This window comes from Variovorax sp. J2P1-31, assembly GCF_030317215.1.
Taxonomy (GTDB): Bacteria; Pseudomonadota; Gammaproteobacteria; order Burkholderiales; family Burkholderiaceae_C; genus Variovorax.
The window spans coordinates 1,145,699-1,170,857 of sequence record NZ_JASZYA010000002.1; the positions used below are offsets into that span (position 1 = coordinate 1,145,699).

Genomic DNA, 25,159 nt, shown 5'->3' on the forward strand with positions numbered 1-25,159 from the left:
TCCCGCCCTAAATTTGTGGGATCACTCCACCGATCACACACAGGGTCTCGTCATGAAAGTCATCGTCCTCGGCGGCGGCGTCATCGGAATCAGCAGCGCCTACTACCTCGCGAAATCGGGCGCCGAAGTCACGCTGCTCGACCGGCAGCCGGGGCCGGCGCTGGAAACCAGCTTCGCCAACGCGGGCCAGGTCTCGCCCGGCTACTCCACCCCCTGGGCCGCGCCGGGCATTCCGCTCAAGGCCATGAAGTGGATGTTCCAGAAGCACGCGCCGCTCGCGATCCGGCTCGACGGCAGCCTGTTCCAGCTGCAGTGGATGGCGCAGATGCTGCGCCACTGCTCGCCCGAGCGCTATGCGATCAACAAGGAACGCATGATGCGCGTGGCCGAGTACAGCCGTGCCTGCCTGCAGCAGCTGCGCGCCGACACCGGCATCCAGTACGAGCAGCGCACCGGCGGCACGCTGCAGCTGTTCCGCACCCAGGCGCAGGTCGATGCGGTGCAGCGCGACATCGCGGTGCTCGAGGAATGCAATGTGCCCTACGAGCTGCTGCGCGCCGACCAGCTCGCGGCGGTCGAGCCCAGCCTGGCCCAGGCGCGCGACCGGCTCGCGGGCGGGTTGCGCCTGCCCAAGGACGAGACCGGCGACTGCCATCGCTTCACCACCGCGCTGTGCGAACTCGCGCGCGGCCTGGGCGTGGACTTCCGCTTCGGCCAGTCGGTCGACGGGCTGATCACCGAGGGTGGCCGCATCACCGGCGTGCGCGTGGGCGCCGAGGTGCTGAAGGCCGATCGCTTCGTGCTGGCCTTCGGCAGCTACTCGCGCAGCTTCCTGCAGTCGGCCGAGATCGACCTGCCGGTCTACCCGGTCAAGGGCTACTCGCTGACCGTGCCGCTGGTCGATCCGGCCTTCGCGCCGCAGTCGACCGTGCTCGACGAGACCTACAAGATCGCGGTCACGCGCTTCGACGACCGCATCCGCGTGGGCGGCATGGCCGAGCTCGGTGGCTTCGACCTGCGGCTGGACCCGCGGCGCCGGGCGACGCTGGAGCATGTGGTGACCGACCTGTTCCCCGGCGGCGACGTGGCGGCCGCGAGCTTCTGGACCGGCCTGCGGCCCATGACGCCCGACAGCACGCCGGTGATCGGCGCGACAAAGTACCCGAACCTGTTCCTCAACACCGGCCACGGCACCCTGGGCTGGACCATGGCCTGCGGTTCGGCCAAGCTGATCGCCGACATGGTGACCGGCCGGCGCCCCGAGATCAGCAGCAGCGGCCTGGGCATCGACCGCTATGCGAGCGACGGCGCGCGCCATCGCGCGCTGCAGCCTTCGGCCGCCTCGACCCCGGCCTCGGCATGACCCGGCCATCCCGTGCGCGCATCGACCTCGGTGCGCTGCGCCACAACTACGCGCTGGTGCGCCGGCTGCATGGCGGCCGCGCGCTGGCGGTGCTCAAGGCCAATGCCTACGGCCACGGCGCGGTGCGCTGCGCGCAGGCGCTGGAAGGGCAGGCCGACGGCTTCGCGGTCGCCTTCCTCGACGAGGCCGCGACCCTGCGCGCGGCCGGCATCCGCGCGCCCATCCTCGTGCTCGAAGGGCTGTTCGATGCCGACGAACTGGCGGCCGCCCATGCGCTGGGCCTGTGGGTGGTGGTGCACCACGAAGTGCAGCTGCGCATGATCGAGGCCGATCCGCATCCGGGCACGCTGCAGGTCTGGCTCAAGGCCGACTCCGGCATGGGCCGGGCCGGCTTCGCGCTGGCCGACATGCCGGCCGCCCATGCGCGCTTGCGCGCCAGTGGGAAGGTCTCGGACATCGTGCTGATGACGCACCTGGCGCAGGCCGACGAACCCGGCCGCGACATGACGGCGCGCCAGCTCGCGGCCTTCGATGCCGCGACCCGCGAACTGCCCGGCGACCGCAGCCTGAGCAACTCGGCCGGCCTCCTCGGCTGGCCCGGCGCCCGGCGCGACTGGGCGCGGCCCGGCATCTGCCTCTACGGCGCGGACCCGATGCCGCCGGCTTGGCGCGAAGCGGGGGACGGGCGCGCGCAGCCGCTGCGCCCCGTGATGCATTTCGAGAGCCAGGTCTTCGCGGTGCGCACGCTGCAGCCCGGCGATGCGCTGGGCTATGGCGCGACCTTCGTGGCCGACGCGCCCACGCGCGTGGGCCTGGTGGCCGCGGGCTATGCCGACGGCTATCCGCGCCTGGCCGGCACCGGCACGCCGGTGGCGGTCGACGGTGCGTTGACGCGCCTGATCGGCCGGGTCTCGATGGACATGCTGACGGTCGACCTGAGCACCCGGCCCGAGGCCGGCATCGGCAGCCGGGTCGAGCTGTGGGGCGCGCAGGTCGAGGTCAACGAGGTGGCGCGGCGCGCGGGCACCATCGCCTACGAGCTGCTGTGCAACCTCAAGCGCGTGCCGGTCGCCTACGAATAGAAGAAGCAGCGCCGGGCCTCAGGCCGGCGCATGCGCCGCCACCAGGCAGTCGGCGAACATCTGGGTGGCGCGCGAGGGCGCGGGCGACCTGCGCACCAGGCTGACGAACTGGCAGGCGTAGTGGAAGCGCTTGGGCGCGATCGCGCGCATCAGGCCGCGCTGCTCGAAGGCCTCGGCATAGTGGTTGGGCAGAAAGCCCAGGAACTCGCCCGAGAGGATCAGCGTGGCGATCGACTCCTGGTCGAAGCCCGTGGCCTTGCGCGGCAGCTCGGCGCGGTGGCTCAGCTCCATGTTGGGCGAGTGGTAGCCCAGGCCGGCGAAGGCGTGGGTGCGCAGCCTGGCCCAGCTCAGGCCGGTGTGCGAGCCCGTGAACAGCGGATGCCGCTGCCCGCAATAGAGCAGCATGGTCTCGCCGAACAGGTCGGCGTAGGCCAGGCTCTCGGAGCTGCGGTGCGAGGGAATGATGCCGACCTGGAAGCGGCCGTCGATCACGCCGCGCTCGATGGCGTTGATGCTCGCCACATGCAGCGACAGGCGCACGCCCGGCGCGGCCGCGCGGAAGCGCGCCACCGCCTCGCCCAGCCGGGCCTGCGGGTTGGTCGCGGTCTTGTCGAACACCGCCACGTCGAGCTGGCCGCCCAGGCGCTGGTGGATGTCGTCGATGCTGCTGCGGAAGGCATCAACCGAAGCCAGCAGCCGCAGCGTCTGCTCGTAGACCTGCTGGCCCTCGGAGGTGAGCGCGAAGCCGGCCCGGCCGCGCCGGCACAGCACCATCGCGAGCCGCGTCTCGAGGTCCTTGACGTGGCGGCTCACGGTCGAGGCGCCGATGTTGAGCTCCAGCTCGGCCGCGGTCATGCCGCCGCATTCGACGACGGTCTTGAACACCCGCAGCAGGCGCAGGTCCATGTCGCTCAGCTGGCCGAGCAGCGCGCGCGATTTGTGCTTCGTACTTACTTTCATGGATCCGCAAGTGAACGTGGATATCGCGTCATTCTCGCCGGTGAATCGCGGCCCAACAATCGCGGCTTCTCCACCCCTTCACGCCGCGTTTGCCGCGGGCCGCCCCATGTCCACTTCGACCGTCGCTCCACCCGCCGCACCACAGCACACCGACACCCCGTCGCTGGACGCCTACTGGATGCCCTACACCGGCAACCGCCACTTCAAGGCCGACCCGCGGATGATCGTGGAGGCCAAGGGCACCTACTTCACCGACGGCGAGGGCCGCAAGGTGTTCGACGGCCTGTCGGGCCTGTGGTGCACCGGCCTGGGCCATGGCCGCCCCGAGATCACCGAGGCCGTGAGCCGCCAGATCGCCAGGCTCGACTACGCGCCGGCCTTCCAGTTCGGCCATCCGCTGGCCTTCGAGCTGGCCAACAAGATCCAGGAACTCACGCCCGCCGGGCTGGATCGCGTGTTCTTCACCAACTCCGGCTCCGACGCGGCCGACACCTCGCTCAAGATGGCACGCGCCTACTGGCGCGCCAAGGGCAAGGCCAGCAAGACCCGGCTGATCGGGCGCGAGAAGGGCTACCACGGCGTCAACTACGGCGGCCTGTCGGTGGGCGGCATCGGCGGCAACCGCAAGGTCTTCGGCGCCGGCATCGAGGCCGATCACCTGCCGCACACGCTGCTGCCCGGCCAGGCCTTCACGCGCGGCATGCCCACCCAGGGTGCCGAACTCGCCGACCGCCTGCTCGACCTGATCGCGCTGCACGACGCCTCGAACATCGCGGCGGTGATCGTCGAGCCCATGTCCGGCTCGGCCGGCGTGGTGGTGCCGCCGCAGGGCTACCTGCAGCGGCTGCGCGACATCTGCACCGCGCACGACATCCTGCTGATCTTCGACGAGGTCATCACCGGCTTCGGCCGCTGCGGCGCGATGACGGGCGCCGAGGCCTTCGGCGTGGTGCCCGACATCATGAACATCGCCAAGCAGGTCACCAACGGCGCGCAGCCGCTGGGCGCGGTGGTCGCGAAGGACGAGATCTACCAGACCTTCATGGAGGCGGGCGGGCCCGACTACATGGTCGAGTTCGCGCACGGCTACACCTACTCGGCGCACCCGGTGGCCTGCGCGGCCGGTGTGGCGGCGCTCGATGTGCTGAAGGCCGAGGACATGATCGGCCGCGTGAAGACGCTGGCGCCGTACTTCGAGGAGGCGGTGCACAGCCTCAAGGGGCTCAAGCACGTCACCGACATCCGCAACTACGGCCTGGCCGCGGGCATCACGCTGGCCGCGCTGCCGGGCGAGCCGGCGCGCCGGCCCTTCGAGGTCGCGATGGCGTGCTGGCGCAAGGGCTTCTATGTGCGCAGCGGCGGCGACACCATCCAGCTGGCGCCGGCCTTCGTCACCGAGAAGGCCGAGATCGACCGGCTGGTCAACGCGCTGGGCGAAGCGCTGGCCGAGACGGCCTGAACAGGGCTGCGCACGGGCTGCTCAGCGGTCCATGCGCAGCGCCATGCTTTCCTTGATCTCTTCCATCACCACGTAGCTGTGGGACTCTGCCGCCACCGGCAGCTTCTTGAGGATGTCGCCGAGCAGGCTGCGGTACTCGTCCATGCCGCCCAGCCGGGCCTTGACCAGGTAGTCGAAGTCGCCCGAGACCAGATGGCATTCCTGCACGTCGGGCACGTGCAGCAGCTCCTGGCGCACCTTGTCGAAGACCTCGCCCGACTTCGAGGCCAGCTTGATCTCGACGAAGACCAGCAGCGTCTTGCCCAGCGCCTGCGGCGACAGCTGCGCGTGGTATCCGGTGATCACGCCCTCGCGCTCCATGCGCTTGACGCGCTCGGAGCAGGGCGAGGTCGACAGGCCGATGCGCTGCGCGAGTTCGGTCATCGCGATGCGCCCCTCGCGCTGGAGGATGTCCAGAATCTTCCGGTCGGTGCGGTCCAGTTCCATCGTCGTTGCTTGGTAGAACGCCTGAGCGGCGCGCCCGGAATTTTCACTGCGAATCGCCGGCAGCACAATGGAATCGACTGGATATTTGAGGATCCAGTGGATCAGTTCATGGGTGAAAGCGCTCGCATCCCATCAGGACAGCCTGCCGAAGGACGACGCCGGCGGCGGGCGCAGGCCCACGGCCGCGGCGGGGCGGTACGGCCGCCAGGCCAGCATCAGCGCGCCGGCCTGCACGGCGGCGATCGCGATCCCCGCCAGGATGTCGAACGGAAAGTGCACGCCGACATAGATGCGCGCCCAGCCCACGGTGCAGGCCATCGCGAGCATCAGGCCGCCGGGCCCGCGCAGCGCCGCGCGCGACAGCAGGGCGAAGGCGATGAAGAACATCACGGTCGCATGCGTGCTCGGCGTGGCCGCGCTCGCACGGTGGCTGATGTAGGCCGGGACCCAGCCGGCGACGAAGGGGCGGGGCATGTTGAAGTGGGCCGCGATCGCATGCGACAGCAGCGAGGCCAGCACCGCGCCGGCCACGACGACGGCCAGGAAGAAGCGGTCGGGGCGCCGTTTCCAGGCGACCCAGGCCAGGCCGGCCGCGCAGACCCAGGTGCCCCACTGCGCCGACAGCCAGGCGATCAGCAGCGGCCATGCGGCGGGCTCGTCGCCCGCGGCGATCCACTGCAGCCACTGGATGTTGAGCGCGTGCATGGCGGGGAGCTGGAATCGGATGAACCTGCTGCGCGATGCGCAGCGGGGAGGAGCGGCGGGGCGGATGCGCCGGCAGCGGCGGGCCGGGGAGGGCGGATGAGATGCTTGAAACGTTGTGCCGCGAGTCTAGGGGGCGAAGGCCTTCTCTGCCTGAACGGCGCGTTCAGGTTGGTGAGCGCTTCGCCTGCGAGCGGTTCCAGAAAGCGGCCGCCGCCTGCCGATGCTCGTCGCTGTCCACGAGCCGGATCAGGCGCTCGGCCTCATGGTCCATCGCGTCTTCGAGCGCGAGGTGCAGCGCCTCGTCCAGGTTCTTCTTGATGTCGCGCACCGCGGCCCCGGCGACCGCGGCCAGCGCATGGGCCGTCCGCAGGGCCGTGGCCTGCAGTTCGGCATCCTCGACGACCTGGCTGGCCAGCCCGAAGGCCTTGCATTCGGCGGCGTCCACGCGGCGGCCGGTGAGCATCATGTCGCGCGCGGCGCCGGGGCCCGCGAGCCGCGCGAGGAACCAGTTCACGCCGTAGTCGCCGCTCATCGCGAGCCGCGCATAGCCGGTGGCCATGAAGGCGGCCTTGCCCAGGATGCGCAGGTCGCAGGCCAGGGCCAGCGCCAGGCCCGCGCCGACCGCCGCGCCGGGCAGGGCCGCGACCGAGGGCTTCTGCAGGCGGTACAGCGCGCCGGTCAGCGTGCGCTGCCTGTGCTGCAGGTCGGCGATCCGCTCGGACGCGCTGCGCTGCGCACCTTCGAAGCGATCGCCCATGCCCTTGACGTCGCCGCCCGCGCAGAAGGCCTTGCCGGCACCGGTGATCAGCAGCGCGCCGATGGCGGGATCGTCGGCGCAGCGCTGGATGCCGCGCCGGATCGCCGGCGTGAGTTCGCCCGAGAGCGCGTTCATCGCTTCGGGCCGGTTCAGCGTGAGGACCGCCACGCGCCCGTCCAGGTGGAAGCGCAGTTGCGGCGTGCCGGTGTCGATGGAAACGGTGGCGTCTTCTGGGTTCATGGGATGTCCTGAGGGGTGGTGGGCAGGTCGTGTCCGCGCGCAGCGCGGCGAAGAAAGATGATTTATAAACCGTTTACTTAACTATCGTTTGTTCTCTCGAAGCGACAGCCCCATCCGCTCCTCGCACACTGAGAAAGGCCTCTTCCATGAAAGCGATCCAGCTCTCTTCCTTCGGCGATCCGCTGGCCGTCGTCCAGGTGGTCGACGTGGACCCTCCCGCGGCGCCGGGCCCGGGCGAGTTGCGGGTCCAGGTCGACTGCGCGCCGATCAACCCGTCGGAGCTGTTGATGGTCCGGGGCCTGTACGGCTTCAGGCCGCCCCTGCCCTGGGGCCTGGGCCAGGAGGGCGTGGGGCAGGTGCTGGCCGTCGGCGCGGGCGTCGACGGGCTGGCGGTGGGCGACCGGGTGGTGCTGCCGCCCGATGCCGGGGCCTGGCGCGAGCAGCTGCTGGTGGCGGCCAGCGAGGTCGTCCGGGTGCCGGCGGACGTCGACCCGCAGCAGCTCTCGATGGCCCGGATCAACCCGCCGACGGCCGCGCTGCTGCTGAGCGAATTCGTCGATCTCCAGCCGGGCGAGTGGGTGATCCAGAACGCAGGCAACTCCGGTGTCGGCCGCTCGGTGATCGCCTTCGCCGCGGCGCGCGGGCTGAAGACGGTGAGCCTGGTGCGCCGGCCCGAACTGATCGAGCCGCTGCTGGCCGCCGGCGCCGACGCCGTGCTGCTGGAGGGCCCGGGCATCGCCAAGCGCGTGGCCCAGGCCACGGGCGGGGCGCCGATCCGGCTCGGGCTCGACGGCGTGGCCGGCGAATCGACGGCGGCCCTGTCGTCCTGCCTGGCCCAGGACGGCGTGCTGGTCGCCTACTCGGGCATGAGCGGTGCACCGGGCCAGCTGAACCCGCTGCACGTGATCTTCCGCAACATCGAGGTCCGGGGCTTCTGGCTGGGCCATGCGCGCTGGCGCCACGACCCCAAGGTCGCGGCGGCCGTGCAGCAGGCGGCACAGCTGATGGCGCAGGGGCGGCTGCAGGTGCCGGTGGCGGCCGCCTATGGCCTGGACCAGGTCCGGGACGCCCTCGCGCATGCGCTGCGCGGCGGCAAGGTGCTGTTCCGCGCGGCGGCCGCGTCGTCCTGAGCGGCGCCCGGCCGCCGGAGGGCCGGCCGCGCGCAGGTCATTCTGAAATCAGATGAAGTCCTTCCATATTGTCGTTTGCGCGCGCGCCCGCCGCTGCCTACGATGGCTTTCTTCCCATGGCCCTGCCATTCCGTTTGCTCATCATGAGCAGACGACATGGCCAGGCCGAACCCCCGAGAACCAAGCCCTCCGATGCCAGCCAGCCTCCTGCTTTCCCCCGACGCGATCCGCGCCGATTTCTCCGCCGCGCTGTCGGCGATGTACCGCCTGGAAGTGCCGCAGTACGGCGTGCTCATGGACCTGGTGGCCGACATCAACGCGCAGGCGCTGCAGGCCGATCCGGCACTGCGCGATGCGCTGGCGGCCGGCGACCAGATCGCGCGCCTGGACCAGGAGCGCCACGGCGCGATCCGTGTGGGCACCGAAGAGGAACTGGCGCTGATCGCGCGCATGTTCGCCGTCATGGGCATGGCGCCCGTGGGCTACTACGACCTGGCCGAAGCCGGCGTGCCGGTGCATTCGACGGCCTTCCGGCCGGTGTCGGATGCATCGCTGGCGGCCAATCCCTTTCGCGTCTTCACCTCGCTGCTGCGCCTGCCGCTGATCGAGGACCCGGCCCTGCGCGAAGCGGCCGCGGCGATCCTCGCGCGCCGGCGCATCTTCACGCCGCGGGCGCTCGAACTGCTGCAGCGGGCCGAGGTCCAGGGCGGCCTGGATGCCGAGCAGGCCGCGGCCTTCGTGCCCGCGCTGCTCGACACCTTCCGCTGGCATGGCGATGCGACGGTGGACGCCGCGACCTACGAGCACCTGCTCGCCTCGCACCGCCTGGTGGCCGACGTCGTGTGCTTCCGCGGCCCGCACATCAACCACCTGACGCCGCGCACGCTCGACATCGATGCGGCGCAGGCCGAGATGCCGCGCCGCGGCATCGGCGCCAAGGCGCTGATCGAGGGGCCGCCCACGCGGCGCCATCCGATCCTGCTGCGCCAGACCAGCTTCAAGGCATTGGAGGAGCCGATCGCCTTCGCGGGCGCCGAGGGCGCCGCTGGCGCGCATACCGCGCGCTTCGGCGAGATCGAGCAGCGCGGCGCCGCGCTCACCCGCGCCGGCCGCGCGCTCTACAACCGGCTGCTGAACGAGGCACGCGACGGCGACGCCGCCGTGCCCTATGCCGAGCGGCTCGCGCGCGCCTTCGAGGCCTTTCCCGACGACCTCGACCAGATGCGGCGCGCGGGCCTGGCCTTCTTCCGCTACCGGGCCGTGGCCCCGGCGGATGCCGATGCGGCCTCGCAATCGATCGATGACCTGATGGCGCGCGGCATCGTGCAGGCCGAGCCGATCACCTATGAGGACTTCCTGCCCGTGAGCGCGGCCGGCATCTTCCGCTCGAACCTCGGCGACGCCAGCGGCCCGACCTACGACGCGCCCGGCAGCCGGGCCGAGTTCGAACGCGCGCTGGGCCGCGCGGTGCACGACGAGATCGCGCTCTACGAAGCGGCCGAACAGCGTTCGATCGCCGAGCTGCGCGCGGCGCTGGCCGCATGAAGCCGATGCCGCCGATCCCCTTCGCCGCGCCCTTCGCCGACCCGGCCGGCTCGCCGATCCGCGAACTCTTTCCCTACCTGAGCCGGCCCGGCATGATCTCGCTGGCCGGCGGCTATCCCTCGGCCAGCCTGTTCGACCAGGCGGGCCTGCAGCAAGCCAGCCTGCGCGCGCTGGCCCGGCCCGGCACATCGTTGCAGTACAGCGCGACCGAGGGTCTGCCGGCGTTGCGCGAAGCGCTGCAGCAGCTGAGCGCGGCGCGCGGCGTCCACTGCGCCAGCGAGGAACTGATCGTCACCACGGGCTCGCAGCAGGCCTTCGACCTGCTGGTGCGCGTGCTGATCGAGCCCGGCGATGCGGTGTTCGTCGAGTCGCCCACCTACCCGGCCACGCTGCAGGCGCTCAAGCTCGCGCAGGCGCACATCGTGCAGGTGCCTGCCGATGAACAGGGCCTGCAGGTCGATGCGCTCGAAAGCCTGCTGGCCGAGACGCCGCCGGCGCGCCGCCCGAAGCTGCTCTACACCGTGCCCAACTTCTCGAACCCCGGCGGCACGCTGCTGCCGGCCGCGCGGCGCGAGGCGCTGGTGCAGCTGGCCCTCCGCTACGGCTTCCTGATCGTGGAAGACGATCCCTACGGCGCGCTCGACTTCGGCGACGGCACGCCGGCCACGCTGTTCGAGACCGCGCGCGCCTTGGCGCCCGGGCGCAACCCGGTGCTGTACCTGTCGAGCCTGTCGAAGACCGTGGCGCCGGCCCTGCGCATCGGCTGGATGGTCGCGCCGCCCGAGGTGCTGCGCCGCTGCGCGATCGCCAAGCAGACCGCCGACCTCTGCACCTCCTCGCTGGCGCAGGCCATCGCCGCCGAGTACCTGGCCGGTGGCAGCGCCGACGCGGCCATCGCCGCGATGCGCGCCGAGTACGGCCTGCGCATGCGCCACATGGTGGGCGCGCTGCGCGAACGGCTGGGCGCGCGCGTGGCCTTCGTCGAGCCGGCGGGCGGCATGTTCGTGTGGCTGCGCACCGCGCCTGCGATCGATCCGCAGCGCCTGTTCGAGGCCGCGGTCGAGGCGGGCGTGCTGTTCGTGCTAGGCCGGGCCTTCTTCGCGGCCGAGGCCGACCCGCACTGCATGCGCCTGACCTATGCGGCGCCGGACGTGGCGCAGATCTCCGAAGGCGTCGCGCGCCTGGCCCAGGCCTTCGACCGCGCCGGCCGCTGAGCCTTCTGCAGCGCCCACGAAAAAGCCGCCTCGAGGGCGGCTTTTTTGCGGGAGATTGGTCGTGGGCTCTTACGCGACCCACGTTACGGCACATTCACATGCAGGAACACTCTGTAGTTTTTCTCGTCGTGAGCGTTCTGTATCGACGTACCGCCGTGAGATTCGGCGCTGCCTGCAGGGCAAGCCCAATGCAACCTTGGGCAACGCGCATTATACACAAAAGTTGAATCACGACAATCCGGACTACGCGATCTGGCATGAAGCGCTGCTGCGCCGGTCTTCCATGCGGCCACTGATGCTGTTCGCGCCGCCGCGGCCGGCCTAGGCTCGTTGCCATGACTTCCACCTCCCTGCCGACCATCCAGCTGCGCAAGCGCAGCCTCCAGATCGAAACCATCTTCCACGAAGGCGGCCCGCCGGCCAGCCGCCCGGTCCGCGTGGCCGCGGCCTGCGCGGTGGTGCGCAATCCCTATGCGGGACGCTACGAGCCCGAGTTGCTGGCTTTCATGGAAGCGCTCAAGCCGCTGGGCGCGAGCCTGGCCGAGGAACTGGTCGCCACCCTGGGCCGGGACCGGGTCGAGGCCTACGGCAAGGCCGCGATCGTGGGCGTGAACGGCGAGATGGAACATGGCGCCGTCTGGCACGAGGCCGGCGGCTGGGCGATGCGCGAAGCGCTGGGCGCGCCCCGGGCCATCGTGCCCTCGGTCAAGGCGGTCGCGGGCACGGGCTACCGGCTGATGGTGCCGCTGCACCATGTGCAGGCGGCCTATGTGCGCAGCCATTTCTCCTCGGCCGAGATCGGCCTCCAGGACGCGCCGCGGCCCGACGAGATCCTGTTCGCGCTGGTGATGGCCGATGGCGGGCGCGTGCATGCGCGCGTGGGGGGGCTGAGGGCGGACGAGATCTCGGTCGGCGACGGGCAGCGCTGACGCGCCCGCGCGCGCGACCTACCGCTGGACGTGCACCAACTCCAGCGTCTCGTCGGTCGCGCTGAACGGCGGCCGCGTGCTCTGGGCCTCGAAGCGCACGACGCGCGCCATCGCGGGCGCATACCAGACCCTGGCGCTGAGCCGGCTGGCCGACGGCCCCAGCGGGGCGCCCGCTCCGTACCCGGTGTAGAGCCATCCTTCGTAGCGGATCTCGAAGGCCTTGATCTCGGTGTCGTCCACGCGCATCGAGCGTTCGCCGACCACGACCGCATCCAGTTCATGGCGCGACTTGTCGCCCGCGGTCGACACGAAGTCCACATGCCAGCGCATGCCGGTCCGGATGTCCTTGCGCGCCCAGCCGCCGGGCGGCGAGGCGGTGTCGTAGAAGCCGCCGATGGGCGTGACCACCGAGGTCACGCGGCCGTCGCTCTTCTCGACGCGGCCGCCGGCGTTGAAGAACAACTCGTCGCCCGCGATGCGATCGACGCGGTAGACCACCGGCGTGCGGTTGCCGGTGAGCCGGTCGATACGGAGGTACTCGAGGGCGTCGCCCGCGCGCAGGGGGGAACTCGGGGTGAGCGCGGCCGCCACCGCGACCGCGGCCACGGGCGGGCTCGCCGGCTGCTCCCTGCCGTGCGCCGCCAGCGCCGCTTCGGCGCGCAAGGGAAGGTCGGCGAGGAAGCTGGCCGGAATGGCCACGCCGGCCGTGCCGTCGTTCGGCGTCGCGATGCTGGTGATGCCCAGCAGCCGGCCCTCCTGGTCGAACAGGCCGCCGCCGCTGCTGCCGGCGGCCACGGCCGCGGTGCTCTGCAGCAGCGGCACCTCGGCATCGTCGCCGCCGCGCAGGCCCGTCAGCAGGCCTTCGCCCAAGGTGTTCTCCACGCCGCGCGGGTTGCCGATGGCGTACACGCGCTGGCCGACCTTGGCACTTCCCGCCGGAGCGATGGGCACCGGCTTCGCGCTGAAATTGGCGACCCGGATCTGGCACAGATCGCGCCGGGGGTCGGGCTGCTCCAGGGTCGCGCCGTAGGTGACGTTGTCCTGCCGGATCGAGAAGGTGCTGGCCTTGGCGAGCACATGGCAGGTCGTGACCAGGCGGCCCGGCGCGATGACGACCGCGGTGCCCGTGCGCAGCGGGCGCTCCTGCGCATCGAAGGTCCGCACGGACCACACGCTCGGCGAGACCCGACCGAACAGCACGTCGGGTTCGAGCGCCTGCGCGCCGGACGCGAAGGCGGCGCAGGCCGCGAGCAGCAGCAGTGGATGCAGTGTGCGTGCGTTCATGGCTTGGCAGGCAGCAGGGCCTTGAGGTCTTCCATCGACACCCGCGTGGCCGGCTCCGCGGATCGGGGTGCGGACGCCACGGGCGCAGGCAGGGCCGCGGACGGGGACGGAGGCGGCGGTGCGGATGCGACCGAAGCGATGGCTGTCTCGGGCAGCGCCGACACCGCGGTCGTCGCCGCGGGAACTGCCGCGGGCGCCGTCGCCAATTGCGTCTCGCCGATCTTCAAGCCGGCCAAGGGCTGGTCGCCGGTCTGGCTGTTCCGGTCGAAGGTGCGGACCTCGCCGAAGACCAGCTGCATCCAGCTCGGGTAGTTGAAGCCCGCACCGGTGCCCGAATCGATGGCCGCGCCGATCAGGCCGCCGACCAGGATGTTGCCCACCATCCCGCCATTGACGCGCGAAGTGGCCTGGCCCGTGGCGGGTGCCTGGCCGGCCTGCGTGCATTCGATGCTCAGGGTGGCGCCCGAACGCCGCACCGATGTGCTCTGCCCGGAGAGTGTCACGGTGCTGCTCTTGTCGTTGGCGACCGTGCATTCGGCCCCTTCGATGGCCTGGCCCGTCGAGGTCAGGGTCTCGATGGTGACGGACTGCGAGGTCCCGTGCGTCACCGAGGCGCAGCCGGTGAGAAAAGCCAGGGCGCCCAGCGCCGCGCACGACGCCCAGGTGCGCCATTTCAATCGAACCATTTCCTCGACCTCCGCTGTTGTTACGTCGTTGTTACATGCGGAAGTCTAGCGGCCCGCGGCATCGATCGGCGGCCGGCCCGCAGCGCTAGGGTTAGTCCCGACAAAGGCGTCCCGCCAATTGTCGTCACCGCCACAAACTCATCGGAGGTGCAGTCCTAGCATTCGCTGGCTTTCACAAAAAAACGGAGACAAGCCATGCGAGTTCAGTCGAGATTCATCTTCCATGCGACGGCCGCGGCCGTCGCCGCGGGACTGTTGGTGGGTTGCGGCGGCAGCGGGGGCGGCGATGCCGCATCCCCGCCGACCCCGGGTGGCGGCGGCACGCCACCGGTCGCGAGCGGGCCGCTGGTGCTCAAGACCTTGTCGAACCGCGCCGACATGATCAGCGACGGCGACGCGCTGGTGGAAGTGGTGCTGCCCACGGGCCTGGTCGCGGCCGATGTGCGGCTCGACCTCGACGGCTCGGACGTGAGCGGTGCCTTCGCCGCACGCGACAACGGCCGCGTGATGGGCCTGCTGACCGGCCTGCGCAGCGGCGAGAACCTGCTGACCGCGACGGTCAAGGGCAAGGCCGGCGGTGCGCGCCTGGCGATCACCAACTTCCCGCGCGGCGGCAACATCTTCGCCGGCGCGCCGATCCAGCCCTGGGTGTGCGCCACCCGCACCGGCAGCCCCGCCACGGTCTCGCCGGCGGGCACCAACCTCTCGGGCACCGCCACCACGCGCGTGAGCGGGCTGGACGCCGACGCGGTCGACGCGGACTGCAACGCGCCGACGAAGTACAGCTACTACTACCAGCCCAAGGCCAAGGAAGGCTCGGCCTGCACCTTCACGGTCGGCGACCCCAATGCCTGCCTGCTGCCCTATGCCGTCGATGCGCGGCCCAAGGACGCCGACATCGCCGACTTCACCAACGACCGCGGCGACACCGTCAAGGCGCTGCTGCGCGTGGAGCTCGGCACCATGGGCCGCGGCATGTACCAGATCGCGACCTGGTTCGACCCGGCGCTGCCCTGGACCCCCTGGGCGCCGCAGAAGGGCTGGAACGGCAAGCTGCTCTGGAAGATGGGCGCCTCGGCCTCGGGCAACCGCTTCCAGCAGCAGCCGGGCAACGCGATCTTCGACGACAACGCGTTGCGCGCGGGCTTCGCGACGGTGAACTCGCAGCTCACCAATCACCAGGACAACAACAACGAAGTGCTGGCCACCGAGAACATCATGATGGTGAAGGAGCACCTGATCGATACCTACGGCGAGGTGCGCTACACCATGAGCGACGGCGGCTCGGGCGGCTCGATGATGCAGACCGTGCCGGCCTCGGTAATGCCCGGCCTGCTCGACGGCCTGCAGACCGGCGTCAGCTATCCCGATGCGGTGAGCACCTGGATGGAGACGCGCGAGTGCGGCATGCTGACCCACTACTACGCCACGCCCGCGGGTGCTGCGCTGAGCCCCGCGGCGCGGGCCGCGGTGAACGGCCACCCGAGCCCCATCCATTGCCTCACCTGGGCGCTGTCCTTCATCAATCCGCAGGACCCGAGCTTGCCCGACAACTGCGGCAGCGGCTTCCCCGCGGGCATCGTCTACGACCCCCGCCTGCGGCCGACCGGCGTGCGCTGCTCGATCCACGACGTGCTGACGCCGGTGGTCGGCACCGTCACCGACACCGACCGCACGGTGAAGCCCAACCTGCCTTACGACAACGCCGGGGTCCAGTACGGGCTCAAGGCGCTGCAGGCCGGCGCGATCACGCCCGAGGAGTTCGTCGCGCTCAACGAGGGCGTGGGCAGCTACGACCTGGACATGGTCTGGTCCGGCGGCTCGGCCCTGGCGCCGACGATCCCCGCGCCGCGGGCCCGGGTGTCGCCGACGGCGATGGTGCCCTTCTACAAGAGCGGCCTGGTGAGCGTAGGCCGGAACCTCGCGCAGGTGCCGATCATCGACCTGCGCCCGGAGATGGGACCCGACATCCACATGGCCTGGCGCTCGTATTCGCAGCGTGCGCGGCTCGACGCGGCCAACGGCGGCCACGGCAACCACGTGATGTTCGGTAGCGCGTCGTACTACGGCGACGGGACGGCCCTGGGCCGCAAGGCCTTCCGCGCGATGGACCGCTGGCTCGCCGCCATCGAGCAGGACAGGTCGGCGGACGCCAAGCCGGCCAAGGTGCTGCGCCACAAGCCGCGCGATGCGGTGGACTTCTGCATCGCGACGGCCGGGACCACCGATGCCGAACTGGTGGACGTGGGCTTCGGCAGCGCGGCCTGCGCGGTCAAGCCCTATGAATCGCCGCGCATCGTGTCGGGCGGGCCGCTGTCGGAGGACGTGTTCAAGTGCCAGCTCAAGCCGCTGGACTTCGCGTCCGCCGACTACGGCAGCGCCCCCTTCACGTCCGGGCAGCAGGCGCGGCTGCGTGCGGTGTTCACCGATGGCGTGTGCGACTGGAGCAAGCCAGGCGTGGGCCAGGTCGCCTGGGCGCCCACCAGCTTCCGCGCCGGACCGGGCGGGCAGCCCTTGCCCGCGGTGCCGGTCTCGACATCGTTCTGAGTCGGCGGGCACCGGGCCGCGGTCCGGTGCTCTACATTCAGCCGATCGCGGCCCGCCGCCCACCCTACGTCGAACACGCTCTTCCCATGCCCCCTCCACGGGAACTCCGTCCCTTCTTCGAACGCTGCATCTGGCCGCGCGCGCTGACCCACGCGGAGTGCACCCGGGCCTTCGACGCGCTCTACGTCAAGCAGCACGAGGCGCATGCCTCGGTGTGCCAGCGCGACGAGATCGCCGACAGCTGGATCGGCGTGCTCGAAGGCTTCCTGCGCGTGCAGGACACCACCGCCGACGGCCGGCTGGTGATGTTCACCGGCGTGGCGGCCGGCGGCTGGATCGGGGAGGGCTCGCTGCTCAAGCCCGAGCACCGCAAGTACGAGATCATGGCCACGCGCCCGACGGTCACGGTGCACCTGCCGCGGGGCACCTTCTCCTGGCTGCTCGAGCGCAGCATCCCCTTCAACCACTTCATGCTCTCGCACCTCAACGAGCGGCTGGGCCAGTTCATCGCGATGGTGAAGTTCGACCGCCTGCTCGAACCCACGGCGCGCGTGGCGCGCGGCATCTCCAGCCTGTTCCATCCGGTGCTCTACCCCAACACCGACTCGACCCTGCACATCAACCAGGAGGAGATCGGCCTGCTGGTGGGCGTCTCGCGCCAGCGCGTGAACACCGCGCTCAACGAGCTCGCATCGGCGGGGCTGATCCAGCGCGGCTACGGCTACATCACCGTGACCGACCGGCAGGCGCTGGCCCGCTACCCCTGAGCCTTCCGGCGCGCGCTCAAGCTCGCAGCGACTTCGCCGTGCGCAGCAGCTGTTCGACGAACACGCGGATCGCCGGGTGGGTGCGCTCGCCCTGGCGGAAGGCCGCCGAGATGTGGCGGTGGACCCGGGGGCGAAGCGGCACCGCGGCGAAGCTGCCGCGCATCTGGCCCAGGCGCAGGCCGGGAATGATGGAGACGGCGCAGCCCGAACTCACCATGGCCGCGATGATCTCGGAGCCCAGGCACTCGGCGCTCACGCGCGGCGCGTAGCCCGCGCGCCGGCACAGGCCCAGCACGAACTCGCCGTACACGCTGCTGGCCGAATCGAGCGCCCATTCCTCGTCCTTGAGTTCGGCCAGCCCCAGCGTCTTCTTGCGCGCCAGCCGGTGCCCGGTGGCCAGGATGACGTGCAGCTCGTCGTCGATCAGCGGCACATGCTTCACCGTCTGGCCGCCGCGGGCCGGGCGCCCGCCGAGGTCGTCGACGATCGCGATGTCGGTGCTCCACGAGCCCAGCGCCGCCAGCCCTTCGGCGGGTTCCATCTCGACCAGCGTGACCTGCAGCCGCGGGTAGGCCGCGCGCAGCGCCTGGATCACGGGCGGCAGCAGCGCGGCCGCGGCGGTGGCGAAGGCAGCGACGCGCAAGGTGCCCGCGATCTCCTCGCGGATCTGCGCGAGCTCCGACTTCGCCTCGTCCAGCACGGTGAGCACGCGTTCGACATGGCCCACCAGCACCTCGCCCGCATGCGTGAGCTTCACGCCCCGGCCGCGCCGCTCGGTCAGCGGCACGCCGACCTCGGCTTCGAGCTGGGCGAGCTGCTGCGAGACCGCCGACGGCGTCAGGCACAGCACGTCGGCCACCGCCGTCATGGTCTGGCGGTTCGAGAGTTCCCGCAGCGCCCTGAGTCGTGCGAAGTCCATGGCAGGCCCGTCAATGTTAAGAATTGCTTGAATATATCCAAAGAAATGATCAATGGTATTGATCGGACGGAAGGCCTAGCATCGCCGCGTTCACCGTCCCTCCACCCCTGAACGGATCCCACTGTGGCAGTCAGCGTTTTCGACCTCTTCAAGATCGGCATCGGGCCCTCGAGCTCGCACACGGTGGGCCCGATGCGGGCCGCGCGCCTGTTCACGAAGGCGTTGGAAGACGCAGGCCTGCTGGGCGCCGTGCAGCGCGTCGTGTCGGAGATGTTCGGCTCGCTGGGGGCGACGGGCAAGGGCCATGGCACCGACGTCGCCGTGCTGCTGGGCCTGGCCGGCCAAGAGCCCGACAGCGTCGACGTGGATGCCGTGCCCGCGCTGCTGGCCGACATCCGCGCGCGCCGGTCGCTGCCACTGGCGGGCGTCCATGCGATCGCGCTCGACGAGAAGACCGACCTGCTGCTCTACGGCCTCAAGGCGCTGCCCTTCCATCCCAACGGCATGCGCTTCACGGCCCTCGACGGCGCGGGGCAGCCGCTGCTGGAGAAGACCTACTACTCGGTGGGTGGCGGCTTCGTCGTCAGCGAGACCGTGGCCGTCGACGGGTCGCGGCAGAAGGCGATCGCGCCGGACACCGAGATCCTCGAATGGCCTTTCCACAGCGGGGCCGACCTGCTGCGGCTGACCGCGCAGCACGCCTGCAGCATCGGCGACGTCATGCGACGCAACGAGCGCCATTGGCGCAGCGATGAAGAGACCGAGGCCGGCCTGCTGCGGATCTGGCGGACGATGCAGGCCTGCGTCGAGCGCGGCTGCCGCACCGACGGCGTGCTGCCCGGCCCGTTCCGCGTCCGGCGCCGGGCCGCGGCGCTGGTCCGGCGGCTGGGCGACCCGCGCGGGGCCATGGCCGATCCGCTCACGGTCATCGACTGGGTCAACGTGTTCGCGCTGGCCGTCAACGAGGAGAACGCCGCGGGCGGACGCGTGGTGACCGCGCCCACCAACGGCGCGGCCGGTATCGTGCCCGCGGTGCTGCACTACTACATGCGCTTCGTGCCCGGTGCCAGCGAGCGCGGCGTCGTCGACTTCCTGCTGACCGCCGCGGCCATCGGCCTGCTCTACAAGGAGAACGCCTCGATCTCCGGCGCCGAGGTGGGCTGCCAGGGCGAGGTCGGCGTGGCCTGTTCGATGGCCGCGGCCGGGCTCTGCGCGGTGCTGGGCGGCAGCCCCGCGCAGGTGGAGAACGCGGCCGAGATCGGCATGGAACACCACCTGGGCCTGACCTGCGACCCGGTGGGCGGCCTGGTGCAGATCCCCTGCATCGAGCGCAACGCCGTGGCCTCGGTCAAGGCCATCAACGCGGCGCGCATGGCGCTGTACGGCGACGGCGTGCACCACGTGAGCCTCGACCAGGTGATCAAGACCATGCGCGAGACCGGCGCCGACATGATGACCAAGTACAAGGAAACCTCGCGCGGCGGGCTGGCGGTGAACATCGTGGAGTGCTGAGGCCGAGGCGGTTGCCGCGGTCCCGGGTCGGCTGCATGACCCTGCCGACGCGGCGCCAGGATGGGCTTGGGGAGCGATGAAGCGTGATGTCGACCGTGCCGTTCGCGCGCCATCCGTGGCGCCGGCGCCCGATGCGCATGCGTTGCATCGGCGGCGATGCCACACGGGTGCGATGGACGGGCATGGCCATCCGAGGGTACTTTCCAGAGGGGTCGCCGGGGCATGGGCGGTCTGGAGAGTGCATGAATCCGGGCGAGTTCGAGGGGTGCATGGAAGGCGATTTCCGCAGCACCGCTGCGGCTCCGGCTACACTCCGCGCCGCATTGCAGCCGTATCAGGCCTTGCGGCCGTTGAAAGAAACGGCCAATTCATCTTAGGAAAATTCAGTGAACCGTATCGAACTCGTCGAGAAAATCGCCACCGCCCACAACACCAGCAAGGCCGAAGCGGCCCGTATCCTGGAGACCATCACCGGCGCCATCGTCGCCGCGGTCAAGAAGGGCGACCCGGTCCAGATCGTTGGCTTCGGCACCTTCAAGCAAGTCGCACGCGCTGCACGTTCGGGCTTCAACCCGCAAGCCGGCACGAAGATCAAGATCGCCGCACAAAAGGTGCCGAAGTTCGTTCCGGGCGCTGCCTTCAAGGCCGCCATCGACCCCAAGGCCGCCAAGCGCAAGGCCGACAAGGTCGCCGCCGTGAAGCCGGCCGCCGCACCCAAGAAGGCTGCCGTGGCTGCCAAGCCCGCAGCGAAGCCGGCCGCCAAGCCCGCTGCCGCACCCGTGGCCAAGAAGGCTGCCGCCGCTCCTGCGAAGGCGCCCGCCAAGGCGCCCGTGAAGGCTGCCGCACCCGCCAAGGCGCCGGCCAAGGCCGCTGCGGCTCCCGCCAAGGCACCGGCCAAGAAGGCTGCCGCCAAGAAGTAATTGCTGTTCGCAGCATGATGACGACGGCCCTTCGGGGCCGTTTTCTTTGGGCCCGCCGATCGTGGTGTGAAGCCCGCGCGGTTGCCAGCCGAGGCGCAATGCCCGGATAATCGAGCCATCCAGGAGAAGCGACGGGCCGCGAGGTTCGTTCTACCGAAGGCGCAACCCCGAAACGCTCAGGTCCCGTACTGGATTCATCATCAAACTGGAGAGTGCTGCCGGCGTCATGCCGAGCCGCCGCCGAAGGTGCAAACCGCGTCGCAGGGCGCGGTGAATCTCTCAGGCAAAAGGACAGTGGGGCCGACGACCAATCCTGGTCGCCGGCCCTTTTTCTTTTGCGTTTTGAACTGGAGATGATGATGAAAGTGATCGTGATGGGTGCCGGCGTGATCGGCGTCGCCACCGCCTGGTACCTGCGGCAGGCCGGCCATGACGTGACCGTGCTGGAGCGCAATGCCGGCGCGGCGCGCGAGACCAGCTTCGGCAACGGCGGCCAGATCTCGGTGAGCCATGCCGAGCCCTGGGCCAATCCTTCGGCGCCGTTCAAGCTGCTGAAATGGCTGGGCCGGGAAGATGCGCCGCTGCTGTTCCGGCTGCGCGCCGACCCCGCGCAATGGCTGTGGGGCCTCAAGTTCCTGGGCGAATGCGGCGCGAAGCGCTCGACCCGCAACATGGTGCAGCTGCTCAACCTGGGCACCTACAGCCGCGACAGCCTGCAGCAGCTGCGCCGCGACACCGGCATCGAATACGACCACCTGACGAAGGGCATCCTGCACTTCTATACCAGCCAGAAAGAGTTCGACTTGGCGCTCGAACCCGCGCGCATCATGCGCGAGCTGGGCTGCGAGCGGCAGGTGATCGATGCCGACGAGGTGGTGCGCATCGACCCGGCCATGGCCGCAATCCGCCCGCGGCTGGCCGGCGCCACCTACACCAGCGCCGACGAATCGGGCGACGTGCACAAGTTCACCACCGGCCTGGCGCAGAAGGCGGCCGAGCAGGGCGTGCAGTTCCGTTACGGCGTGCGCATCCAGCGGCTGCGCACCGAGGGCGGCGCGATGCGCGGCGTGGAGATCGCGAGCGAGAGCGGCATGTACGAGGTGGTGCAGGGCGATGCCTATGTGCTCGCGCTGGGCAGCTTCAGTGCGCAGCTCGCGCGCGGCGCGGGCGTGCCGCTCGACATCTACCCGGCCAAGGGCTACTCGGCGACGCTGCCCATCCTCGATGCCGCCAGGGCGCCCAGCGTGAGCCTGACCGACGACGAGCACAAGCTGGTCTTCTCGCGCTTCGGCGACCGGCTGCGCATCGCGGGCACGGCCGAGCTCAACGGCTACGACCTGTCGCTGAACCCGGTGCGCTGCGAGGCCATCGTGCGCCGCACGCTCGATATCTTCCCGGGCGTGAGCCGGCCCGAGCTCGCGAGCTACTGGGCCGGGCTGCGCCCCGCGACGCCGGGCAACGTGCCCTACATCGGCCGCAGCAAGGTGGAGGGCCTGTTCCTCAACACCGGCCACGGCACGCTGGGCTGGACGCACGGCTGCGGCTCGGGCCGCGCGCTGGCCGAGCTGATGTCGGGCCGGCGGCCCGAGGTCGACTTCGCCTTCTGCGGCCCGACCCCGGCACGCACCGTCGTGGCGCCCGTGCTGGCGCCGCAGCGGCGCGGCGGCGCGGCCTGAGCCATCTCGGCGCGAGATGCGTGCTTCGCCAATCGCTATGAATTTTCCGCGTTAACCCGCTGCGGCCGACGGCGGTGCGCGCGCGACCATTCGCGCATCGCCGGGCGTGAGAACATGCCCGGTTGCCACCCGGGACCTTCTCCATGAACACCTCTGCCATGCCGCGCCCCGCCTCGGGCGCCGGCACCTCCCTCGCCGCCGACGCGGTCTACCGAAAAGTCAGCTGGCGGCTGATCCCGCTGCTCTTCGTCTGCTACATCGTCGCCTACCTCGACCGCGTCAACGTCGGCTTCGCCAAGCTGCAGATGCAGGACGCGCTGCAGTTCAGCGAGGCCGTCTACGGCCTGGGCGCGGGCATCTTCTTCGTCGGCTACTTCCTGTTCGAGGTGCCGAGCAACGTGATCCTGCACAAGGTCGGCGCCAAGCGCTGGATCGCGCGGATCATGGTGACCTGGGGCCTGCTGTCGGCCGGCACGATGTTCGTGACCACGCCGATGTCCTTCTACCTGGTCCGCTTCTTCCTCGGCGCGGCCGAAGCCGGCTTCTTCCCCGGCATCATCCTGTACCTCACCTACTGGTACCCGGCCGCGCGCCGCGGCAAGGCGACCTCGCTGTTCCTGGCCGCCATTCCCTTCGCCGGCATCCTGGGCGGCCCGTTCTCGGGCTGGATCCTGCAGAGCATGGCCGGCGTCAACGGCTGGCAGGGCTGGCAGTGGCTGTTCCTGCTGCAGGGCCTGCCGACGGTGGCGATGGGCTTCCTGGTCTGGCGCTACCTCGACGACCGCGTGAAGGACGCGCGCTGGCTCGAACCGGCCGAGCGCGAGCTGATCGCGCGCGACATCGCGGCCGACGGCAGCGGCAAGTCCGAGGCCAAGGTGCTCAGCGTGCTGACCAACGGCCGCGTGTGGCTGCTGGCGCTGGTGTACTTCACCTTCACCGCCGGGCTCTACGGCATCTCCTTCTGGCTGCCCAGCATCATCAAGTCGATCGGCGTGAAGGGCGCGCTGGACATCGGCCTCTTGAGCGCGATCCCCTGGTCCTTCGGCGTGCTCGCGATGTACCTGGTGGCGCGCAGCGCCGACCGCCGGCTCGAGCACCGCTGGCACTCGGCCGTCGCCGCGGTGGTCGGTGCGCTGGGCCTGGTGCTGAGCGTGGCCATGCACGGCAACGCGGTCTGGGCCATGGTCGGCCTGACCATCGCGACCATGGGCATCATGGCCACGCTGCCGGTGTTCTGGGGCCTGCCGACCAGCTTCCTGGGCGGCGCGGCCGCGGCGGCCGGCATCGCCTTCATCAACTCCTTCGGCAACCTCTCGGGCTTTGCCGCGCCCTTCCTGATCGGCGTGATCAAGGACATCACGAAGAGCACCGACTCGGGCCTGCACATGCTGGCCGGCCTGCTGGTGCTCGGCGCCGTGCTGGTGCTCGTGCTGGCCAAGCCCGCGGCGGCCGCTGAGCGACGGACTGCCTCCACTTCTTGACAGGAACCCCATGTCCACCGATGTGAACACCCCGGCGGGCGCGCCGCTGCATGCGCCGCGCCGCTCGCCTTCGCCCGCGCTGGTCGCGCAGCTGCAGGCGCAGTTCGGCGCACGCTTCTCCACCGGCGCTTCGGTGCTGCTGCAGCACGGCAGCGACGAGTCGGCCTACCTGCCGGTGCCGCCCGACGCGGTGGTCTATGTGCAGAGCACAGAGGAGGCCGCCTTCGTGGTGCGCGCCTGCGCGGCCGAACGGGTGCCGCTGATCGCCTTCGGCGTCGGCTCCTCGATCGAGGGCCACCTGCTGGCGGTCGAGGGCGGCGTCTGCATCGACTTCTCTCAGATGAACCAGGTGCTCGCGATCCGCACCGAGGACCTCAACGTCACGGTGCAGGCCGGCGTCACGCGCAACCAGCTCAATGCGGCACTCGCCGGCACCGGCTTCTTCTTCTCGGTCGACCCCGGCGCCGACGCCACGGTGGGCGGCATGGTCGCGACCGCGGCCTCGGGCACCAACACGGTCCGCTACGGCACGATGCGCGACAACCTGGTCAACCTGACGGTGGTCACGGCCGAGGGCGAGATCGTGCGCACCGCCACCCAGGCGCGCAAGAGCTCGGCCGGCTACAACCTGACCCAGCTCTTCTGCGGCTCCGAGGGCACGCTGGGCCTGATCACCGAAGCGACGGTGCGCGTGCACCCGCATCCCGAGGTGGTGGCCGCGGCGGTGGTGCATTTCCCGTCCGTGCGCGAGGCGGTCGACTGCGTGATCGAGGCCATCCAGCTGGGCGTGCCGCTGGCGCGCGCCGAGATGCTGGACGCGCTGACGATTCGCGCGGTGAATGCGCACAGCCGCACCGCGCTGGGCGAGCACCCGACGCTGTTCCTCGAGTTCGGCGGCAGCCAGGCGCAGATCGACGAGCAGGCGGCCATCGTGCGCGAGCTCGCGGCCGGCCATGGCGGCGGCGAATTCCAGTGGGCCACGCGGCAGGAAGAGCGCTCGCGGCTCTGGACGCCGCGCCACCACGCCTATTTCGCTTCGCTGCAGCTGCGCCCGGGCAGCCGCAGCATGACCACCGACGCCTGCGTGCCGCTGTCGGCGCTGGCGGCCTGCATCGGCGAGACGCAGGAGGACATCGGCGCGCACGGCCTGCTGGCGCCGGTGTTCGGCCATGTGGGCGACGGCAACTTCCATTGCCTGGTGCTCTTCGATCCGCAGAAGCCCGACGAGGTCGCGGCCGCCGAGGCCTTCAGCCACCGGCTGGTGCAGCGCGCGCTGCGCCACGGCGGTACCTCGACCGGCGAGCACGGCGTGGGCCTGCACAAGATGCCCTACCTGGTGGAGGAGCACGGGGTGCACACCGTGGCGCTGATGCGCGCGGTCAAGCGGGCCTTCGATCCGCACAACATCTTCAACCCGGGCAAGGTGGTCTCCTTCCAAGTCACCGACTGACACCGCGCGCCGCGCAGGCCCGACGACAATGGCCGCCGGAGGCCCCC

Annotated in this window: 21 protein-coding genes and 1 riboswitch; of the genes, 14 read left to right on the forward strand and 7 right to left on the reverse strand. The window is 70.6% G+C overall.

Annotated features, from left to right (window positions below):
• The first annotated feature begins 52 nt into the window (after window positions 1-52).
• Window positions 53-1,363 carry a D-amino acid dehydrogenase gene (locus QTI20_RS16465; RefSeq protein WP_286552429.1) on the forward strand — a complete coding sequence of 437 codons (1,311 nt, stop codon included), beginning with the start codon at window positions 53-55 and terminating at the stop codon, window positions 1,361-1,363.
• Window positions 1,360-2,445: an alanine racemase gene (alr, locus tag QTI20_RS16470; protein ID WP_286552431.1), complete on the forward strand. Its 1,086-nt coding sequence runs from the start codon at window positions 1,360-1,362 to the stop codon at window positions 2,443-2,445. The genes QTI20_RS16465 and alr overlap by 4 nt, the downstream gene beginning before the upstream one ends.
• Window positions 2,446-2,463: 18 nt before the next feature.
• On the opposite strand, the gene QTI20_RS16475 is transcribed toward alr, so the two are convergent.
• Window positions 2,464-3,405, reverse strand: a complete 942-nt coding sequence (locus tag QTI20_RS16475) for a LysR family transcriptional regulator (protein WP_286552432.1) — start codon at window positions 3,403-3,405, stop codon at window positions 2,464-2,466.
• Window positions 3,406-3,511: 106 nt separating this feature from the next.
• Between QTI20_RS16475 and aptA the strand changes: the two genes are divergently transcribed.
• Complete coding sequence (gene aptA / locus QTI20_RS16480; protein ID WP_286552434.1) at window positions 3,512-4,864, forward strand: omega-aminotransferase AptA; 1,353 nt, start codon at window positions 3,512-3,514, stop codon at window positions 4,862-4,864.
• Window positions 4,865-4,885: 21 nt separating this feature from the next.
• Here the strand turns inward: aptA and QTI20_RS16485 are convergent, their stop codons facing one another.
• The 3 genes from QTI20_RS16485 to QTI20_RS16495 form a co-directional block, all read right to left on the reverse strand.
• On the reverse strand, window positions 4,886-5,350 hold the full coding sequence (locus QTI20_RS16485) for an Lrp/AsnC ligand binding domain-containing protein (protein ID WP_183023771.1): 465 nt from the start codon (window positions 5,348-5,350) through the stop codon (window positions 4,886-4,888).
• A 132-nt stretch (window positions 5,351-5,482) separates the two neighbouring features.
• Window positions 5,483-6,055: a phosphatase PAP2 family protein gene (locus QTI20_RS16490; RefSeq protein ID WP_286552436.1), complete on the reverse strand. Its 573-nt coding sequence runs from the start codon at window positions 6,053-6,055 to the stop codon at window positions 5,483-5,485.
• A gap of 163 nt (window positions 6,056-6,218) precedes the next feature.
• Window positions 6,219-7,052, reverse strand: a complete 834-nt coding sequence (locus QTI20_RS16495; protein ID WP_286552438.1) for an enoyl-CoA hydratase-related protein — start codon at window positions 7,050-7,052, stop codon at window positions 6,219-6,221.
• A gap of 146 nt (window positions 7,053-7,198) precedes the next feature.
• Here QTI20_RS16495 and QTI20_RS16500 point away from each other — a divergent pair, with 146 nt between their 5' ends.
• The 4 genes from QTI20_RS16500 to QTI20_RS16515 all read left to right on the forward strand — a co-directional run bounded on the left by QTI20_RS16500 (window position 7,199) and on the right by QTI20_RS16515 (window position 11,870).
• Complete coding sequence (locus QTI20_RS16500) at window positions 7,199-8,182, forward strand: zinc-dependent alcohol dehydrogenase family protein (protein ID WP_286552440.1); 984 nt, start codon at window positions 7,199-7,201, stop codon at window positions 8,180-8,182.
• Window positions 8,183-8,374: 192 nt separating this feature from the next.
• Window positions 8,375-9,727, forward strand: a complete 1,353-nt coding sequence (gene hglS, locus QTI20_RS16505) for a 2-oxoadipate dioxygenase/decarboxylase HglS (RefSeq protein ID WP_286552441.1) — start codon at window positions 8,375-8,377, stop codon at window positions 9,725-9,727.
• On the forward strand, window positions 9,724-10,941 hold the full coding sequence (locus tag QTI20_RS16510) for an aminotransferase-like domain-containing protein (RefSeq protein WP_286552442.1): 1,218 nt from the start codon (window positions 9,724-9,726) through the stop codon (window positions 10,939-10,941). The genes hglS and QTI20_RS16510 overlap by 4 nt, the downstream gene beginning before the upstream one ends.
• Window positions 10,942-11,276: 335 nt before the next feature.
• The gene (locus tag QTI20_RS16515) at window positions 11,277-11,870 is read left to right on the forward strand and encodes an amino acid synthesis family protein (protein ID WP_503011406.1); all 594 of its coding nucleotides are present in this window, start codon (window positions 11,277-11,279) and stop codon (window positions 11,868-11,870) included.
• An 18-nt stretch (window positions 11,871-11,888) separates the two neighbouring features.
• Here QTI20_RS16515 and QTI20_RS16520 read toward each other — a convergent pair whose 3' ends face one another.
• A complete protein-coding gene (locus QTI20_RS16520; RefSeq protein WP_286552443.1) occupies window positions 11,889-13,154 on the reverse strand; it encodes a S1C family serine protease in 1,266 nt (421 codons plus the stop codon).
• On the reverse strand, window positions 13,151-13,831 hold the full coding sequence (locus QTI20_RS16525) for a hypothetical protein (RefSeq protein WP_286552444.1): 681 nt from the start codon (window positions 13,829-13,831) through the stop codon (window positions 13,151-13,153). Before QTI20_RS16525 ends, QTI20_RS16520 begins: the two co-directional genes overlap by 4 nt.
• Window positions 13,832-14,035: 204 nt before the next feature.
• On the opposite strand from QTI20_RS16525, the gene QTI20_RS16530 reads away from it, so the two are divergent.
• Window positions 14,036-16,387, forward strand: a complete 2,352-nt coding sequence (locus QTI20_RS16530; RefSeq protein ID WP_286552445.1) for a DUF6351 family protein — start codon at window positions 14,036-14,038, stop codon at window positions 16,385-16,387.
• Window positions 16,388-16,473: 86 nt separating this feature from the next.
• Complete coding sequence (locus QTI20_RS16535; RefSeq protein ID WP_286552446.1) at window positions 16,474-17,154, forward strand: Crp/Fnr family transcriptional regulator; 681 nt, start codon at window positions 16,474-16,476, stop codon at window positions 17,152-17,154.
• A gap of 16 nt (window positions 17,155-17,170) precedes the next feature.
• Here QTI20_RS16535 and QTI20_RS16540 read toward each other — a convergent pair whose 3' ends face one another.
• Window positions 17,171-18,073 (reverse strand): LysR family transcriptional regulator, encoded by a 903-nt coding sequence (locus tag QTI20_RS16540; protein ID WP_286552447.1) that lies wholly within the window; start codon window positions 18,071-18,073, stop codon window positions 17,171-17,173.
• Window positions 18,074-18,196: 123 nt separating this feature from the next.
• Between QTI20_RS16540 and QTI20_RS16545 the strand changes: the two genes are divergently transcribed.
• From QTI20_RS16545 to QTI20_RS16565, 5 genes are all read left to right on the forward strand, one after another.
• Window positions 18,197-19,585 carry an L-serine ammonia-lyase gene (locus tag QTI20_RS16545; RefSeq protein WP_286552448.1) on the forward strand — a complete coding sequence of 463 codons (1,389 nt, stop codon included), beginning with the start codon at window positions 18,197-18,199 and terminating at the stop codon, window positions 19,583-19,585.
• Window positions 19,586-19,971: 386 nt separating this feature from the next.
• Window positions 19,972-20,505, forward strand: a complete 534-nt coding sequence (locus QTI20_RS16550; protein WP_219209678.1) for an HU family DNA-binding protein — start codon at window positions 19,972-19,974, stop codon at window positions 20,503-20,505.
• 195 nt (window positions 20,506-20,700) lie between these two features.
• A riboswitch (glycine riboswitch) is annotated at window positions 20,701-20,810 on the forward strand.
• A gap of 54 nt (window positions 20,811-20,864) precedes the next feature.
• Window positions 20,865-22,181, forward strand: a complete 1,317-nt coding sequence (locus QTI20_RS16555) for a D-amino acid dehydrogenase (protein WP_286552449.1) — start codon at window positions 20,865-20,867, stop codon at window positions 22,179-22,181.
• A gap of 143 nt (window positions 22,182-22,324) precedes the next feature.
• Entirely contained in the window at window positions 22,325-23,662 is a 1,338-nt protein-coding gene (locus tag QTI20_RS16560; RefSeq protein WP_286552450.1) for an MFS transporter, read from the forward strand.
• Window positions 23,663-23,672: 10 nt separating this feature from the next.
• Window positions 23,673-25,112: an FAD-binding oxidoreductase gene (locus QTI20_RS16565; RefSeq protein ID WP_286552451.1), complete on the forward strand. Its 1,440-nt coding sequence runs from the start codon at window positions 23,673-23,675 to the stop codon at window positions 25,110-25,112.
• The last annotated feature ends 47 nt before the right edge of the window (window positions 25,113-25,159 follow it).

What these genes read in the sequence shown, in the direction of transcription:
- QTI20_RS16465 (WP_286552429.1), top strand. Translation starts at nt 53, where the DNA reads ATGAAAGTCATCGTCCTCGGCGGCGGCGTCATCGGAATCAGCAGCGCC.
- alr (WP_286552431.1), top strand. Translation starts at nt 1,360, where the DNA reads ATGACCCGGCCATCCCGTGCGCGCATCGACCTCGGTGCGCTGCGCCAC.
- QTI20_RS16475 (WP_286552432.1), bottom strand. Translation starts at nt 3,405, where the DNA reads ATGAAAGTAAGTACGAAGCACAAATCGCGCGCGCTGCTCGGCCAGCTG.
- aptA (WP_286552434.1), top strand. Translation starts at nt 3,512, where the DNA reads ATGTCCACTTCGACCGTCGCTCCACCCGCCGCACCACAGCACACCGAC.
- QTI20_RS16485 (WP_183023771.1), bottom strand. Translation starts at nt 5,350, where the DNA reads ATGGAACTGGACCGCACCGACCGGAAGATTCTGGACATCCTCCAGCGC.
- QTI20_RS16490 (WP_286552436.1), bottom strand. Translation starts at nt 6,055, where the DNA reads ATGCACGCGCTCAACATCCAGTGGCTGCAGTGGATCGCCGCGGGCGAC.
- QTI20_RS16495 (WP_286552438.1), bottom strand. Translation starts at nt 7,052, where the DNA reads ATGAACCCAGAAGACGCCACCGTTTCCATCGACACCGGCACGCCGCAA.
- QTI20_RS16500 (WP_286552440.1), top strand. Translation starts at nt 7,199, where the DNA reads ATGAAAGCGATCCAGCTCTCTTCCTTCGGCGATCCGCTGGCCGTCGTC.
- hglS (WP_286552441.1), top strand. Translation starts at nt 8,375, where the DNA reads ATGCCAGCCAGCCTCCTGCTTTCCCCCGACGCGATCCGCGCCGATTTC.
- QTI20_RS16510 (WP_286552442.1), top strand. Translation starts at nt 9,724, where the DNA reads ATGAAGCCGATGCCGCCGATCCCCTTCGCCGCGCCCTTCGCCGACCCG.
- QTI20_RS16515 (WP_503011406.1), top strand. Translation starts at nt 11,277, where the DNA reads ATGACTTCCACCTCCCTGCCGACCATCCAGCTGCGCAAGCGCAGCCTC.
- QTI20_RS16520 (WP_286552443.1), bottom strand. Translation starts at nt 13,154, where the DNA reads ATGAACGCACGCACACTGCATCCACTGCTGCTGCTCGCGGCCTGCGCC.
- QTI20_RS16530 (WP_286552445.1), top strand. Translation starts at nt 14,036, where the DNA reads ATGCGAGTTCAGTCGAGATTCATCTTCCATGCGACGGCCGCGGCCGTC.
- QTI20_RS16535 (WP_286552446.1), top strand. Translation starts at nt 16,474, where the DNA reads ATGCCCCCTCCACGGGAACTCCGTCCCTTCTTCGAACGCTGCATCTGG.
- QTI20_RS16540 (WP_286552447.1), bottom strand. Translation starts at nt 18,073, where the DNA reads ATGGACTTCGCACGACTCAGGGCGCTGCGGGAACTCTCGAACCGCCAG.
- QTI20_RS16555 (WP_286552449.1), top strand. Translation starts at nt 20,865, where the DNA reads ATGAAAGTGATCGTGATGGGTGCCGGCGTGATCGGCGTCGCCACCGCC.
- QTI20_RS16560 (WP_286552450.1), top strand. Translation starts at nt 22,325, where the DNA reads ATGAACACCTCTGCCATGCCGCGCCCCGCCTCGGGCGCCGGCACCTCC.
- QTI20_RS16565 (WP_286552451.1), top strand. Translation starts at nt 23,673, where the DNA reads ATGTCCACCGATGTGAACACCCCGGCGGGCGCGCCGCTGCATGCGCCG.